General features: G+C 69.7%; 14 protein-coding genes. 8 read left to right on the forward strand and 6 right to left on the reverse strand.

The features are described 5' to 3' along the window. Positions 1–68 precede the first annotated feature (68 nt). The 4 genes from LL239_RS16195 to LL239_RS16210 all read left to right on the forward strand — a co-directional run bounded on the left by LL239_RS16195 (position 69) and on the right by LL239_RS16210 (position 3,509). Complete coding sequence (locus LL239_RS16195; protein WP_228164424.1) at positions 69–611, forward strand: single-stranded DNA-binding protein; 543 nt, start codon at positions 69–71, stop codon at positions 609–611. A 40-nt stretch (positions 612–651) separates the two neighbouring features. Next, complete coding sequence (locus tag LL239_RS16200; RefSeq protein WP_228164425.1) at positions 652–1,152, forward strand: DUF6993 domain-containing protein; 501 nt, start codon at positions 652–654, stop codon at positions 1,150–1,152. Between the two features lie 151 nt (positions 1,153–1,303). Continuing rightward, on the forward strand, positions 1,304–2,983 hold the full coding sequence (ettA, locus tag LL239_RS16205) for an energy-dependent translational throttle protein EttA (protein WP_228164426.1): 1,680 nt from the start codon (positions 1,304–1,306) through the stop codon (positions 2,981–2,983). Then, positions 2,976–3,509, forward strand: a complete 534-nt coding sequence (locus LL239_RS16210) for an acyl-CoA thioesterase (protein ID WP_228164427.1) — start codon at positions 2,976–2,978, stop codon at positions 3,507–3,509. Before ettA ends, LL239_RS16210 begins: the two co-directional genes overlap by 8 nt. Before the next feature lie 31 nt (positions 3,510–3,540). On the opposite strand, the gene LL239_RS16215 is transcribed toward LL239_RS16210, so the two are convergent. Continuing rightward, on the reverse strand, positions 3,541–4,410 hold the full coding sequence (locus LL239_RS16215; RefSeq protein WP_228164428.1) for an acyl-CoA thioesterase: 870 nt from the start codon (positions 4,408–4,410) through the stop codon (positions 3,541–3,543). 52 nt (positions 4,411–4,462) lie between these two features. Here LL239_RS16215 and LL239_RS16220 point away from each other — a divergent pair, with 52 nt between their 5' ends. After that, on the forward strand, positions 4,463–5,131 hold the full coding sequence (locus LL239_RS16220; protein ID WP_228164429.1) for a hypothetical protein: 669 nt from the start codon (positions 4,463–4,465) through the stop codon (positions 5,129–5,131). A 100-nt stretch (positions 5,132–5,231) separates the two neighbouring features. Here LL239_RS16220 and LL239_RS16225 read toward each other — a convergent pair whose 3' ends face one another. The 5 genes from LL239_RS16225 to pepN form a co-directional block, all read right to left on the reverse strand. Continuing rightward, the gene (locus tag LL239_RS16225; protein WP_228164430.1) at positions 5,232–5,681 is read right to left on the reverse strand and encodes a globin; all 450 of its coding nucleotides are present in this window, start codon (positions 5,679–5,681) and stop codon (positions 5,232–5,234) included. Then, a complete protein-coding gene (locus tag LL239_RS16230; protein WP_228164431.1) occupies positions 5,678–6,952 on the reverse strand; it encodes a mechanosensitive ion channel family protein in 1,275 nt (424 codons plus the stop codon). Before LL239_RS16230 ends, LL239_RS16225 begins: the two co-directional genes overlap by 4 nt. A gap of 69 nt (positions 6,953–7,021) precedes the next feature. Next, positions 7,022–7,810, reverse strand: coding sequence for an ABC transporter permease (locus tag LL239_RS16235; RefSeq protein WP_228164432.1), 789 nt, complete (start codon positions 7,808–7,810; stop codon positions 7,022–7,024). Beyond that, positions 7,807–8,718, reverse strand: coding sequence for an ABC transporter ATP-binding protein (locus LL239_RS16240; RefSeq protein ID WP_228164433.1), 912 nt, complete (start codon positions 8,716–8,718; stop codon positions 7,807–7,809). The genes LL239_RS16235 and LL239_RS16240 overlap by 4 nt, the downstream gene beginning before the upstream one ends. Before the next feature lie 131 nt (positions 8,719–8,849). Then, positions 8,850–11,399: an aminopeptidase N gene (gene pepN / locus LL239_RS16245; RefSeq protein ID WP_228164434.1), complete on the reverse strand. Its 2,550-nt coding sequence runs from the start codon at positions 11,397–11,399 to the stop codon at positions 8,850–8,852. Between the two features lie 126 nt (positions 11,400–11,525). On the opposite strand from pepN, the gene LL239_RS16250 reads away from it, so the two are divergent. The 3 genes from LL239_RS16250 (at position 11,526) to LL239_RS16260 (ending at position 14,327) form a co-directional block, all read left to right on the forward strand. After that, complete coding sequence (locus tag LL239_RS16250; protein WP_228164435.1) at positions 11,526–12,713, forward strand: ferrochelatase; 1,188 nt, start codon at positions 11,526–11,528, stop codon at positions 12,711–12,713. An 82-nt stretch (positions 12,714–12,795) separates the two neighbouring features. Next, positions 12,796–13,338 (forward strand): ribose-5-phosphate isomerase, encoded by a 543-nt coding sequence (locus LL239_RS16255; RefSeq protein WP_228164436.1) that lies wholly within the window; start codon positions 12,796–12,798, stop codon positions 13,336–13,338. Beyond that, complete coding sequence (locus tag LL239_RS16260) at positions 13,338–14,327, forward strand: Fpg/Nei family DNA glycosylase (protein WP_228164437.1); 990 nt, start codon at positions 13,338–13,340, stop codon at positions 14,325–14,327. Before LL239_RS16255 ends, LL239_RS16260 begins: the two co-directional genes overlap by 1 nt. Positions 14,328–14,337: the final 10 nt, after the last annotated feature.

Below are 14,337 nucleotides of genomic sequence, written 5' to 3' on the forward strand. Positions count from 1 at the left end.
TGGCACTGGCTCCGGCGTCCGTCGGGCACACGGATGCCGGAGCCCACCCCATGGAGAGAGGACACATCATGAGCGACCACATCACCCTCGTCGGCAACATCGTCGGAGACCCGGAGGAGCGAGCCACCCGCGGCGGCGATCCGATCGCCGCGTTCCGGCTGGCCGTGAGCGAGCGGCGGTTCGACCGCGAGCGCGGTCAGTGGATCGATGGACACACCAACTACTACGCCGTCTCGGTCTTCGGCGAGTTGGGGCGCAACGCATTGACGTCGCTGCGCAAGGGAGAGCGGGTCATCGTCGCGGGAAGACTGCGGTTGCGTGAGTGGGAGACGGACACCAAACGCGGCGTGAGCGCGGATGTCACGGCCGACGCGGTCGGGCACGACCTGCGCTGGGGGGCGACGGCATTCCGGCGGTCCACTCGATCGGAGGCGCCGGCCGACGACACCGAAAGCTCGGCCACGACCAGCCACGCCGCGCCGGAAGGCGATGCGTGGGCGGTCCCGGGCGCTGCGCCGGCTGATCCCGGGTCCACACCCGACCCGGAGACGGCAGGCGACGCCCGGGCTGAGCCCGTACTCGTCGACGCCGGCGACACGACCCCGTTCTGACGGCGCGAGGCGGGCGCGAGCGGTCCGTAGACTCGGGCGCGTGATCCGCCTGAATCCCCGTCCGATCGCGGTGCTGGCGACGGCAGCCGTTCTGTTCCTCGCCGGCTGCACGCCCAGTGCGCCGGCGGAACCGTCGGGCACCGGCCCCACGGCGTCTTCGGCGTCCCCCGCGGTCTCTGCACCGGCTCCCTCGCCTTCCGCCTCGGCCGGTGCGCTCGCACCGGAGGCTTCGGCCGCTGACAACCTCCCCCTGTTCGAGAGGGTCGTCCGGGAAGTCTGGAACGGACCGGCGCAGGTATCGGGCCGCGCGTACATCGACGCCCTCGTGGCGGCAGGCTTCGACAAGGGCGCCATGCAGGTCACACCGGACACCACCGTGATCGGCAACCCCGCGGAGAGCATCGAGTTCTCGGTCCGGTGGGGGGAGGAGTGCCTTGTCGGTCAGGTCGGGCCGTCGATCGGCGATCCTGTCGTGACCGTTCTGCCCGGCCTATCCACCGGGGGGTGCCTCATCGGACAGACTCGCCCCATCGACTGGTGACGCCCGCGTTCGTGTGTACCGACGGTCGGCCCCACAGGCGGCGTTGATAGGCTGGAGGAGACTTCCGCGCACCCGGGCGCTCCGCTGAGATTCGAGTCGGCGACCCGGGAGGGCGCGGCCCTCATCCCCGATCGAAGGTGGTACGTCCTCGATGGCCGAATACATCTACTCCATGGTCCGCGCCCGCAAGGCGGTGGGCGACAAACTCATCCTCGACGACGTCACGATGGCGTTCCTGCCGGGAGCGAAGATCGGCATGGTCGGCCCGAACGGTGCCGGCAAGTCGACGATCCTCAAGATCATGGCCGGGCTCGACACCCCGTCCAACGGCGAGGCCAAGCTCAGCCCCGGGTTCTCAGTCGGCATCCTCATGCAGGAGCCCGAGCTCGATGAGAACAAGACCGTGCTCGAGAACATCCAGGACGGCATCGCCATCAAGGCGAAGGTCGACCGCTTCAACGAGATCTCCGCGCTCATGAGCGACCCCGACGCGGATTTCGACGCGCTCCTGGCCGAGATGGGCACCCTGCAGGAAGAGATCGACGCGGCCGACGCGTGGGACCTCGACTCGCAGCTCGAACAGGCCATGGATGCCCTGCGCACCCCGCCGGGCGATGCCGCGATCGGACCGCTGTCCGGCGGTGAGAAGCGCCGCGTGGCGCTGACCAAGCTCCTCCTGCAGAAGCCCGACCTGCTGCTCCTGGACGAGCCCACCAACCACCTGGATGCCGAGAGCGTCCTGTGGCTCGAGCAGCACCTGCAGAAGTACCCCGGCGCCGTCATCGCCATCACCCACGACCGGTACTTCCTCGACAACGTCGCCGAGTGGATCGCCGAGGTCGACCGCGGTCGGCTCATCGGCTACGAGGGCAACTACTCGACGTACCTCGAGAAGAAGGGGGAACGCCTGGAGGTGCAGGGCAAGAAAGATGCCAAGCTCGCCAAGCGCCTGAAGGAAGAGCTCGAGTGGGTGCGGTCCAACGCCAAGGGCCGCCAGGCCAAGTCGAAGGCGCGCCTGGCCCGTTACGAGGAGATGGCCGCCGAGGCCGACCGGACGCGCAAGCTCGATTTCGAGGAGATCCAGATCCCGCCGGGGCCGCGCCTGGGCAGCATCGTGATCGACGCGAATAAGCTCGAGAAGCGTTTCGGCGACCGTTCGCTGATCTCGAACCTGAGCTTCAACCTCCCGCCCAACGGCATCGTCGGCGTCATCGGACCGAACGGTGTCGGAAAGACCACGCTCTTCAAGACGATCGTGGGCCTGGAGCCCCTCGACGGCGGCACGTTGAAGATCGGTGAGACCGTCAAGATCAGCTACGTCGACCAGTCGCGCGCCAACATCGACCCGAACAAGACGCTGTGGGAGGTGGTGTCGGACGGGCTCGACATCATCACCGTCGGCAAGACCGAGATCCCCTCACGCGCCTACGTGTCGAAGTTCGGTTTCAAGGGGCCCGATCAGCAGAAGAAGGCCGGCGTCCTCTCCGGCGGAGAGCGCAACCGACTGAACCTCGCGCTGACGCTCAAGGAGGGCGGCAACCTGCTTCTCCTGGATGAGCCGACGAACGATCTCGACGTCGAGACGCTGCAGTCGCTCGAGAACGCGCTCCTGGAGTTCCCGGGATGTGCCGTGGTCATCACGCACGACCGGTGGTTCCTGGACCGCATCGCGACGCACATCCTCGCCTACGAAGGCACGGACGAGCACCCCGACCAGTGGCACTGGTTCGAGGGCAACTTCGAGGCGTATGAGGCCAACAAGGTCGAGCGCCTCGGTCCGGACGCCGCTAACCCGTCGCGTTCGAGCTACCGCAAGCTCACCCGTGACTGACGCGAGCACGAACGTGGGCTCGGCTCCGGCCGGGCCCACGCGGCTGCACGTGCCCATCCACCTGCGATGGGGCGACCTCGATGCGCTCGGGCACGTGAACAACACGTCGATGCTCAAGCTGCTCGAAGAGGCGCGTCTGCGCGCATTCTGGCGGGGCGACGAGGGCGGGGAGCCGCTGCCCACCGCCGTGTTCGACATGAGCGTGCTGGAGAGCGGCGGAGAGCGTGCGACGCTCATCGCCCGCCAGGAGATCGAGTACCTGCGGCCCGTGCCCTACAGTCAGCGCCCCCTCGACGTGCGCCTGTGGATCGGCGCGATGGGCGGCTCCAGCGCCGACATCTGCTTCGAGGTGTTCAGCCCCATCGGAGACGACGCACCCGTTCTCTACGCGCGTGCCACCGCCGTGGTCGTGCTGGTCGACACCGCCAGCGGTCGCCCCATCCGTTGGAGTGAGACCGAACGTCGCGCCTGGGGACCGTACGTCGGCGAACCCATCGAGTACCGACGCCGCGCCGCCGGGCGCTGACGCCGCACCGCCGACCGCGGGCGGGACGGGCTCACTCGCCCGGGACCCGCGCCATGATCTCCTGCGCGACGCTGGCGAGCAGGGTTCCCCCGCGGGTGTAGATCCGGCCGGTCGAGAGGCCTCGACCACCGCGGGCGTTCGGCGATTCCTGCACGTACAGGAGCCAATCGTCGACCCTGCCCGGGCGGTGCCACCACATGGCGTGGTCGAGGCTCGCGACCCGCAGACCCGGCGTGCTCCATGGCACGCCGTGACCGCGCAGGATCGTTTCCTGGATGGTGAGGTCGCTGAGGTACGCCAGCGCCGCACGATGCACCGCGGGGTCGTCGGGGAGCGCGCGCCGGGTTCGCATCCAGACCGCCTGGCGGGGCACATGAGGTTCCTCGACCGAGGAGTAGACCGGAGAGGGCACGTGCACGACATCGACCGGGCGTTCCGAGAACAGATTGCGGCTGACCGGATGCAGTTGGCCCTCGTCGAACGGGGGGAGGTCCTCGGGCTGCGGAATGCCCTCGGGCATGGGCTCGGCGTGTTCGAGACCGGGGCCGTCGTCCTGGAACGAGGCGATCATCGAGAAGATCGGCACGCCCGACTGGAAGGCCTGGGTGCGCCGGGTCGAGAACGACCGCCCGTCGTGGATCCGATCGACCGAGAAGGTGATGCCGGCCGCGGGGTCGCCGGGGCGCAGGAAGTAGCCGTGCATCGAGTGGACGGCTCGCTCGGGAGGGAGCGTACGGGAAGCGGCGACGATGGACTGCGCGAGCACCTGTCCGCCGTAGACCCGTCCCGACGGCATGGGCTGCGACATGCCGGTGAAGATGTCCTCGGTGGTCCGCGCACCCGCGTCGCGGAGGTCCAGCACCGCGAGAAGCGAGGCGACGGGGTCGATGGCGTCGGTCACGCTCACTCCCGTTCCGCCGCAGAGGTCTGCGTCGCTTGATAGTTTAGGGCGGGTGTCCGCGCGCCTGTTGTTCCCCGACCCCCAGGCGGCAGCCGACCTGCTCACCTTCTCCTCCCGGGCCGTCCGGCTCGGCGACGGATCCGTCCGCCTGCGGGCCGACGGCGGCGTGCTGGTCACCACGGCTGCCCCCCTTGCGCCGAGGGGTCTGCTGGATGCCACCCCCACCGTGCTCGGGCTGCGCGTGTCGGCGGTCGACCCGGAACTGCAGTGCGACCTCGTGGTCGAGGCATCCGCCCTGTCCCTCGCTTCCGACGACGCCTCCGCGATCGTGCTGCCGGAGACGGCGAGCGCCCCCGCATGGGCGGGCATCTCACCACCCCGCGGCGGGTGGACGGCGACCGACGCCCTCGACAGCGCCGTGCTCGCCGCCCGGGCCCAGTACGGCATCGCCGCGGTGGCCGACGCGCTGCCCGCCGATCCCGGCGAAGACGTCGTGCGCACGGTGCGCGCCCAGGTGTGGGGTCGACCGGACGACGCGCTCGGAGGGTTGCCCCTGGGAGCCGCCTTCGCCGCCTACGCCCTCGGATTCATCGCCGGGGCGGAGGAAGCGGCCGTTCGCACCAGCGGGGCCTGGACACGCGTGACGCTGGATCGGGGCCACGTCCTGGTGCGAGGACCCGTGCGCTCGGGGCTCACGGCCGTCCGAACCACGGGGCGCTGAACCAGCGATCACACGGGCGAGGTCGGTGGCGTCGCCGTCACCGTTTGCCGACAAGAGGAGAGCATTCCCGACCGGGTCAGGCGCCGCGCGGCGGCCGCCGTCAGTCCGCGGAGCGGATCGGCAGCCCGGTGCCGGCGCGTCCCGGGCCGGTCGGACCGATTCCGCGCGGCTCGAACGTGTTGACCATGGCGTGGGCGGCCCGCTCGAGGTAGTCCCACAGCGGTGCCTCCAGGGCCGGGGGCAGTGCGATCTCGTCCACCGCGGCGCGCATGTGCCCCAGCCAGCGGTCGCGGGCGTCGGGGTCGACGTGGAAGGGCATGTGGCGCATCCGAAGGCGCGGGTGCCCGCGATTCTCGCTGTACGTCGTGGGTCCTCCCCAGTACTGAGCGAGGAACAGCGTGAGACGCTCGGCGGCGGGTCCGAGGTCTTCCTCCGGATACATGGGCTTGAGAACGTCGTCCCGCGCGACCCCTCGGTAGAAGGCATCGACCAGACGGCGGAACGTGTCCATGCCGCCGGCCTGTTCGTAGAAGCTGATCGGCTCGCTCATGCGGAGGCTCCGTCATCGTCGGCCCGCACCGCGGGGGGAGTGGGCTTGATCACGGCATCGTCGTCGGCAGTCGGCGTCGCCGACGGTGGGGTCGCCGCGGCGGGGGGCGCGGCATCCGCCGCGGCCGTCTTCTTCGGGCGCGGCTTCGCGGCCGCCATCTCGGCGGCTACGGCGTCGGCGTCGAGGACCGAGTCGGACACCGCCAGCTTCCTGCGCTTGGGGCGCCACACCGGACGCTCGGTCGCCGTCGTCACCGCAGGGGTCGGCTTGGTCTTCGGCGGGTGTGCCCCGCGGACGCTCTGCGCGCCCTCGGCCCCCGTGAGGACGATCGAGTTGAGCTGGGGCAGGGTGATGCCGAGCGCGTCGATCGCGCGCTTGAGACGCACACGGAGCTCTCGTGCCACGTCGTCCTTCGCGCTCGAGCGCGTCTTCATGACCAGTCGGATGACGAGGGCGTCGCCGCTGATGGACTCCAGGCCCCAGATTTCGGGCTGCTCGATGATCCGGGAGCGCCACTTGGGCTCCTTGGCCAGACCTCTCGCGGCTCCGAGCATGGCCGTTTCGACCTCGTCGATGTCGGCATCCACCGGCACCGCCAGGTCGATGATGACGCGCGACCAGCCCTGCGACATGTTGCCGATGCGGGTGATCTCTCCGTTGCGGACGTACCACAGTGTGCCGTTGACATCGCGGACGTGGGTGATCCGCACGCTGACGAACTCCACGATGCCGGTGGCCAGCCCCAGGTCGACGACGTCGCCGATGCCGATCTGGTCCTCGGCGACGATGAAGATGCCGTTCAGGACGTCCTTGACGATGTTCTGCGCACCGAAGCCGAGTCCGGCGCCCACCGCGGCGGTGAGGAGGGTGAGGGATGCCAGGGCGTTCGGCGCCACGATGCCGGCGATCCAGACGAGGGCGACGATCACGAGCACGACGTTGACGATGTTCTGCAGGATCGTGCCGAGCGTCCGCGTGCGCTGCACGAGACGGACGGCAGCGAGCGGCGACCGATCGAGCGCCTGGGTGTCGTCGACGCGCGCATTCTTCTTGGCGCCGTTGACGATGCGGTCGACGACGCGCCGGATGATCGAGCGCAGGATCCACGCGGCGACCACCACGCCGATGATGACCCCGATCACGCGGAGCGTCACGCCGCCGAACTCCAGCAGCCGCGCGCCGATCCACGCCCAGGTGGAGGGGTCGACGAAGTCGGCGGGTGAGCTGGGCGAGGTGGGGGACGGTTCCGGTGCGCTGGCGAGAACAGACATCGCCTTCATGCTAACGAGGGATGCCTCGGTGCCGCCTGAGCATCGAGGCATCCCTCCTTCCTCACACGGTTACGCGTCGCGACGCTGCAGCAGAACGATGCCGGCGCCGACGAGCGCCACCACCCAGGCCGTGAGCGTGAGCGCGGGGACCAGGGGATCCCCGGTGGGAATCGCGGTCAGGTCGGATCCGGCGGCGACAGGGAGGTAGCGGCCGAGGTCGACGACCCACTGCCAGGACGCCCCGCCCAACTGGAAGAGGCTCACGGCGATGGGGGCGACGAACAGCACACCGACGGTCGCGGCGATCGCGCCGGCGCCGTTGCGGATGAGGAGACCGAAGCCCATCCCGATGAGGGCGTAGGCGACCATCGCGGCGATGCCGAGCACCAGGGGCAGCAGAGCCTGGGCGGGTTCGGCCCAGGCGACCTCGGTGGACGACATCGGAACCGTGACGGCGAGGCACACCAGGTAGCTCACGGCGGTGGCCGCACCGACGACGATCGCGACAGCGATGCTCTTCGCCAGCGCCACCTGGACGCGGCGGGGGTCGGCGGCCAGGGTCGAGCGGATCATGCCGGTGGCGTACTCGCCGGTGACGGTGATCGCGCCCAGCACCCCCGCCACGAGCATCGTGAACTGGGCGGAGACGAGCACGCCGAGGACGGGAGATCCGCCGTCCGAGGCCGAGGCGTACAGAAAGGCGATGGCGACCGAGAGAACGGCAGCGATCGTGAGCGACCACCACGTCGACCGCAATGTCACGAGTTTGAGGAGTTCGCCACGCAGGGTCCGCAGGAACGTCGGTCCCCCCGCGGCATCCGTGAACGTGGCGCGACGGGGCGAGGTCAGGGCGGTCATACGAGCTCCTTCGTCTTGTATTCGATCGCGTCCTCGGTGAGGGCGAGGTAGGCGTCCTCGAGAGAACCGCGGCGCGGGGTGAGTTCGTGAAGCGGGATGCCGTGTCGGGCGGCGACGTCCCCGACGTCGGATGCCGAGGCGCCGGTGAGGCTGGCGCAACCGGGCTCCACGGGCGTCGCCGTCACGCCCGTCGGCGCGAGCGCTTCGACGAGGCGGGGAAGCTCCGGAGAGCGGACGAGCACCGCCTCGGTGGTCCAGGAGCGCACGAGATCCGCGAGAGGGGCGTCGGCGAGCACCGAGCCCCGGCCGAGGACGATGACGTGGTCGGCGGTCATCGCCATCTCGCTCATCAGATGGCTGGAGAGCAGGACGGTGCGCCCTTGGGAGGCCACATGGCGCACGAACTCGCGCACCCAGCGGACCCCCTCGGGGTCGAGACCGTTCACCGGTTCGTCCAGGATGAGCGTGTGCGGGTCGCCCAGCAGTGCCGCGGCGATGCCCAGCCGCTGACCCATGCCGAGGGAGAAGCCCCCCGCCCGCTTGTCGGCCACCGACGCGATGCCGGTGATCTCGATGACCTCGTCGACGCGTCGGCGGCTGATTCCGTGGGTGGCGGCCATGACCCGGAGATGATTACGGGCCGTACGCCCGGTGTGCACAGCCTTGGCGTCGAGCAGCACGCCGACCTCGGTCAGGGGAGCGCGCAGGCGATCGTACGGCGTTCCGTTGACGGTGACGCTGCCCGCGGTCGGTCGGTCGAGTCCGACGATCATGCGCATCGTCGTGGACTTGCCGGCGCCGTTGGGTCCGAGGAACCCGGTGACGCGTCCCGGCGGGACGGTGAAGGAGACGTCGGACACGGCGACGCGGGTGCCGTATCTCTTGGTGAGGTGGTCTGCGACGATCATGCGTCCACGCTAGGAAGCGGTCACCGTTCTCCGCGTCCGTCCTCGGAGGGATCTCCGCGCCTCGACGTACATCGGAAGAGGTACGCCCCCTCCCGCGGCAGCGGGAGAGGGCGTATCCGGTGAACTGCGACCTACTGCGCGTCGCGCTCCTGCACGGCCAGCGCGCGCTCCACGCCCGCCAGGTTCTCGCTGACGAGGCGACGCAGTGCCGGAGCCGCGTCCTTGTGAGCGGACAGCCACGCGCGGGTGGCATCCCGCAGCTCGACGTTCGCGAGGGCGGCGGGGTACATCCCCACGATGAGGTACTGCGCGATCTGGTAGCTGCGGCTCTCCCAGATCGGAAGCAGCATGTCGAAGTACGGCCCGACGAACTCGGCGAGGACGTCCACCGTCGCCGGGTGTGTGAAGCCGAGGGCGGCGGAGCGCACGATCGTGTTGGGCGCGTCGGCGCGGTCGATGAGCGAGCTCCAGGCTTCCTGCTTGGCCTCGAGGCTCGGGAGGGCTGCCTTGGCCTGCGCCGCGAACTCGCCGCCCTTGGCGGTGTTGTCGGCGGCGCGAGCATCGTCGATGTCGGTCGCCGTGACCGCGCCACCGGCGGCGAGCGCCACCAGCAACTGCCACGACAGGTCGGTGTCGACCTCGAGGCCGTCCAGGACCGTCTCGCCGTCGCGGAGGGCCCGTACGGCGTCGACGTGCGCCGGTGTCGCGGCGGCCGCAGCGAAGGCGGTCACGAACTGGAGCTGGCTGTCGCTGCCGGCCGCGGCCGCCTGCGCGAGCTCCCAGAGTCCGTCCGCGACGCGCTCGCGCGCAGCCTGACGCGTCGCCGGTGCGACGTAGCTGTTCGCCGTGAGCTGCAGCTGAGCGAGCGTCGTGCGAACGGTCGTCGACTCGGTCTCCGCACCGATGTTGCGCAGCACCAGGTCGATGTAGTCGGTCGCCGAGGCCTCGGCATCCCGGGTCTGGTCCCACGCGGCTCCCCAGACAAGGGACCGCGCGAGCGGGTCGCCGATGTCCTTCAGGTGCGCGATGGCGGTGGCCAGCGACCGCTCGTCGAGGCGGATCTTGGCGTAGGCGAGGTCGTCGTCGTTGAGCAGGACGAGGTCGGGGCGACGGATGCCGCGCAGCTGAGGCACCTCGGTGCGGTCGCCGTCGACGTCGAGCTCGACGCGGTGCACCCGCTCGAGGACCCCCGTGCCGTTGAGCGAGTAGAAGCCCACCGCCAGACGGTGCGGGCGGATGGTGGGGTAGTCCGACGGCGCGGTCTGCACGATGGCGAACCGCGTGAGCGAGCCGTGGTCATCCTGCTCGATGAGCGGCGAGAGCGTGTTCACGCCCGCCGTCTCCAGCCACTTCTTGGCCCAGTCGCCGAGGTCGCGTCCGCTCGTCGTCTCGAGCTCGGCGAGAAGGTCGCCGACCTCGGTGTTGGACCACTGGTGCTTCTGGAAGTACGCCGCGACGCCCGCGAAGAACTGCTCGATGCCGACCCAGGCCGCCAGCTGCTTCAGCACCGAGCCGCCCTTGGCGTACGTGATGCCGTCGAAGTTCACCTGCACGTCCTCGAGGTCGTTGATCTCGGCGACGACCGGGTGCGTGGAGGGCAGCTGGTCCTGGCGGTAGGCCCACGTCTTCTCCATGGCGTTGAAGGTCGTCCAGGCGGCCTCCCACTCGGTGGCCTCGGCCGTGGCGATCGTCGACGCCCATTCGGCGAACGACTCGTTCAGCCACAGGTCGTTCCACCACTTCATCGTGACGAGGTCGCCGAACCACATGTGGGCGAGCTCGTGGAGGATCGTCACGACACGACGCTCCTTCACGGCATCCGTGACCTTGCTGCGGAAGACGTAGGTCTCGGTGAAGGTCACGGCGCCGGCGTTCTCCATCGCACCGGCGTTGAACTCGGGCACGAAGAGCTGGTCGTACTTGGCGAAGGGGTAGGGGAAGCCGAACTTCTCCTCGAAGTAGGCGAAGCCCTGACGCGTCTTGTCGAAGACGTAGTCGGCATCCAGGTACTGCCACAGGCTCTTGCGGGCGTAGACGCCGAGCGGGATGACGCGGCCGTCGGCGCTGGTGAGCTCGGAGGACGTGCTCTCGTACGGACCGGCGATGAGGGCGGTGATGTACGACGAGATGCGCGGCGTCGCGGGGAAATCCCATCGTGCCACACCATCGCCGGCCTCGACCGGTTCGGGGGTGGGGGAGTTGGAGACGACTTTCCACGCGGCGGGAGCCGTCACGGTGAAGGTGAACTCGGCCTTGAGGTCGGGCTGCTCGAACACCGTGAAGACACGGCGCGAGTCGGGCACCTCGAACTGGGTGTAGAGGTAGACCTCGCCGTCGACGGGGTCGACGAACCGGTGGAGGCCTTCTCCGGTGTTCGTGTACTCGCAGTCGGCGTCCACGACGAGTTCGTTCTCGGCCTGGAGTCCGTCGAGCGCGATGCGGGAGTCGGCGAAGACCTCTGCCGGATCGAGGCTGCGACCGTTGAGGGTCACGGAGTTCACGGTGCGCGCGATGAGGTCGATGAAGGTCGACGCCCCCTCGGTGGCGGCGAAGCGGGCGGTGGTCACCGAACCGAACACCTCGTCGCCGCGCGTGAGGTCGAGCTGCACGCGGTACTCGTGCGTGTCGACGATCGCGCGGCGCTCCTGCGCTTCGATGCGGGTGAGGTTCTCTCCTGGCACTGGCGTTCTCCCGAGGATGTGGGTGGATCGTCGCGGATGGCACTGCTGGCGCCGACGACAACCGTATAAGCCTAATGTCGAGATACCCCACGCCCGGGCTGATCGCGCAGGTGGGAGGATGTCGGGGTGAGCACGACCGACACGGACACCAGCCCCGAGACCGTCCTCTACGCGTCGCCTGCCGCGGCATCCGGACCCCGGTGGGTCGAGACGCCCGTGGCGTACGACGCCATCCTCCTCGCCGGTTTCGGCGGGCCCGAGGGTCAGGACGATGTCATCCCCTTCCTGCGCAACGTCACGCGCGGGCGCGGGATCCCCGACGAGCGCCTCGAAGAGGTCGCGCACCACTACCGTCACTTCGGCGGTGTGAGCCCGATCAACGAGCACAACCGTCAGTTGAAGGCGGCGCTCGAGGCCGAGATCGCCCGGCGCGGGCTGAACCTTCCCGTGTACTGGGGCAACCGCAACTGGGCGCCCTACCTCGAGGAAGCCGTCACCGAGGCCGCGGAGGCCGGCGACACGACCCTGCTGGCCATCGCGACGAGCGCGTACAGCTCGTTCTCGAGCTGCCGCCAGTACCGCGAGGACTACGCCCGCGTGCTCGAGGCCACCGGCCTCGGCGAGACGGTGACGATCGACAAGGTGCGCCAGTTCTTCGACCACCCCGGGTTCGTCTCGACCTTCGTCGAGGGCGTGAAGGATGCCGTGTCCACCTACGTCGCCGATGGCGTCGCGCCCGAGAAGATCCGCGTCCTCTTCTCCACCCACTCCATCCCCACCGCGGATGCCCAGCGCTCGGGTCCGCGCGACGTCGACTTCGGCGAGGGCGGTGCCTACGAGGCGCAGCACAAGGCCGTCGCCGCCTTCGTGATGGCCGAGGTCGCCGCGGCCGTCGCCGACGTCGAGTGGGAGTTGGTCTACCAGTCGCGTTCCGGCCCCGCGTCGCAGCCGTGGCTGGAGCCCGACGTGAACGATGTCATCGCCGAGCTCCCCGGCCGCGGGGCCGAGGCCGTGGTGATCGTGCCGCTCGGCTTCGTCAGCGACCACATGGAAGTCCTCTGGGACCTGGACACCGAAGCGATGGAAGCCGCCGAGGAGGCCGGCATCCGTGCCGTCCGCACCCCCACGCCGGGCATCGACCCCGCGTACGTGTCGGGGCTGATCGACCTCGTCGAGGAGCGTCTGAAGGGAACCCCGAAGGCGGAACGTCCCCACGTCACCGACCTCGGCCCCTGGTATGACGTGTGCCGTCCGGGGTGCTGCGAGAACGTCCGCGCCGGATTCAAGCCCGTCGCCGCGGGACTTCGGCCCTGACGCACCGCGGCGCCGCCCGCGTCGGGTGGGCGGCGCCTTCGCGTCCACCCGACGTGTCAGCGACCCTCAATAGGATGAGCGCATGCGCATTCACATCGGCACCGATCACGCCGGTCTCGAGTTCTCCACTCAGCTTCAGCACCACCTGGCCGAACAGGGCCACGAGGTCGTCGACCACGGTCCGATCGAGTACGACCCGCTCGACGACTACCCGGCGTTCTGCATCCGCGCCGCCCAGGCGGTCGTGCGTGACCAGGCCGACGGCGTCGAGACGCTCGGTGTCGTCTTCGGCGGATCCGGCAACGGTGAGCAGATCGCGGCGAACAAGGTCCTCGGTGTCCGCGCCGCCCTCGTGTGGAGCATCGCGACGGCCGAACTGGCGCGCGAGCACAATGACGCCAACGTGATCGCGATCGGGGCACGTCAGCACACGTTCGATGAGGCCGTGTCGTTCATCGACCGGTTCATCGCAACGCCGTTCTCCGGCGAAGAGCGCCATGCCCGCCGGATCGCGCAGCTCGCCGCCTACGAGCAGGACGGCATCCTCGTACCCGACCCCCGCGAGGGGCAGCAGGAGCCCGACGTGCTCGACGCGAGCGATTCGTTCGACCCCGAGGCAGGCTGATGCCCGAAGGGCACTCCGTCCATCGCATCGCCCGGCAGTTCGACCGCAACATCGTCGGCCGCGCCGTGGCGGCATCCAGCCCCCAGGGCCGGTTCGCGGAGGGTGCGGCGGTCATCGACGGACGCGGGGCCCTGGAGGTCCGCGCCGTCGGAAAGCAGATGTTCGTGCGGTTCGACCCGGACGTGTGGCTGCGCGTCCACCTCGGTATGTACGGGGCGTGGGACTTCTCCGGCGAGGTGGCGGTGGACGCCACCATCGCCGCCGCGAACGGACGCATGGGTCAGACCAACCAACGCGGCACCGTCCTGGACGAGCCGATTCTGGATGCCGCCGGCGAGAACTCCCTGACCTCGATCGGTGCACCGCGGCGCGCCCGGGTGCGGATGTCGGAGCAGACCACCGGTCTCGAAGAGCAGACCGAATGGCCGCCTCCGGTCGTGGGAGCGGTGCGTCTGCGCCTGCTCACCGAGGCGACGTGCGCCGACCTGCGCGGGCCCACCGCGTGCCAGCTGCAGAGCCCTGACGAGGTCGCGGCGACGATCGCGAAGCTCGGTCCCGACCCGCTCGTCGACGACATCGCCGAGGGGGAGGAGCGTTTCGTCGCCACCGTCCGGCGCAAGCCCACCGCCATCGGCCTGCTGCTGATGGATCAAGCCGTCGTGAGCGGTATCGGCAACGTCTACCGCGCCGAGCTCCTCTTCCGCGCACGTCAGAACCCGCACACCCCTGGCCGAGACGTGCCGGAGGAGACCGTGCGCGACATCTGGCGCGACTGGGTGCGCCTGCTGGCGATCGGCGTGCAGACCGGGCAGATGATGACGATGGACGATCTCGACCCCGAGGCCTACCGTCGCGCGATGGCACACCGGGACGACCGGCACTGGGTGTACCACCGGGCGGGTCTTCCGTGCCGGGTCTGCGGCACGACGGTGCTCGTGGAAGAGGCGGCCGGACGCAAGCTGTACTGGTGTCCGAATTGCCAGGCGTGAGCGTTCTAGG

The organism is Microbacterium testaceum, from assembly GCF_020781835.1.
Lineage (GTDB): Bacteria > Actinomycetota > Actinomycetes > Actinomycetales > Microbacteriaceae > Microbacterium > Microbacterium testaceum_H.

What these genes read in the sequence shown, in the direction of transcription:
- LL239_RS16235 (WP_228164432.1), bottom strand. Translation starts at nt 7,810, where the DNA reads ATGACCGCCCTGACCTCGCCCCGTCGCGCCACGTTCACGGATGCCGCG.
- LL239_RS16195 (WP_228164424.1), top strand. Translation starts at nt 69, where the DNA reads ATGAGCGACCACATCACCCTCGTCGGCAACATCGTCGGAGACCCGGAG.
- LL239_RS16230 (WP_228164431.1), bottom strand. Translation starts at nt 6,952, where the DNA reads ATGTCTGTTCTCGCCAGCGCACCGGAACCGTCCCCCACCTCGCCCAGC.
- LL239_RS16240 (WP_228164433.1), bottom strand. Translation starts at nt 8,718, where the DNA reads ATGATCGTCGCAGACCACCTCACCAAGAGATACGGCACCCGCGTCGCC.
- LL239_RS16260 (WP_228164437.1), top strand. Translation starts at nt 13,338, where the DNA reads ATGCCCGAAGGGCACTCCGTCCATCGCATCGCCCGGCAGTTCGACCGC.
- LL239_RS16255 (WP_228164436.1), top strand. Translation starts at nt 12,796, where the DNA reads ATGCGCATTCACATCGGCACCGATCACGCCGGTCTCGAGTTCTCCACT.
- ettA (WP_228164426.1), top strand. Translation starts at nt 1,304, where the DNA reads ATGGCCGAATACATCTACTCCATGGTCCGCGCCCGCAAGGCGGTGGGC.
- LL239_RS16225 (WP_228164430.1), bottom strand. Translation starts at nt 5,681, where the DNA reads ATGAGCGAGCCGATCAGCTTCTACGAACAGGCCGGCGGCATGGACACG.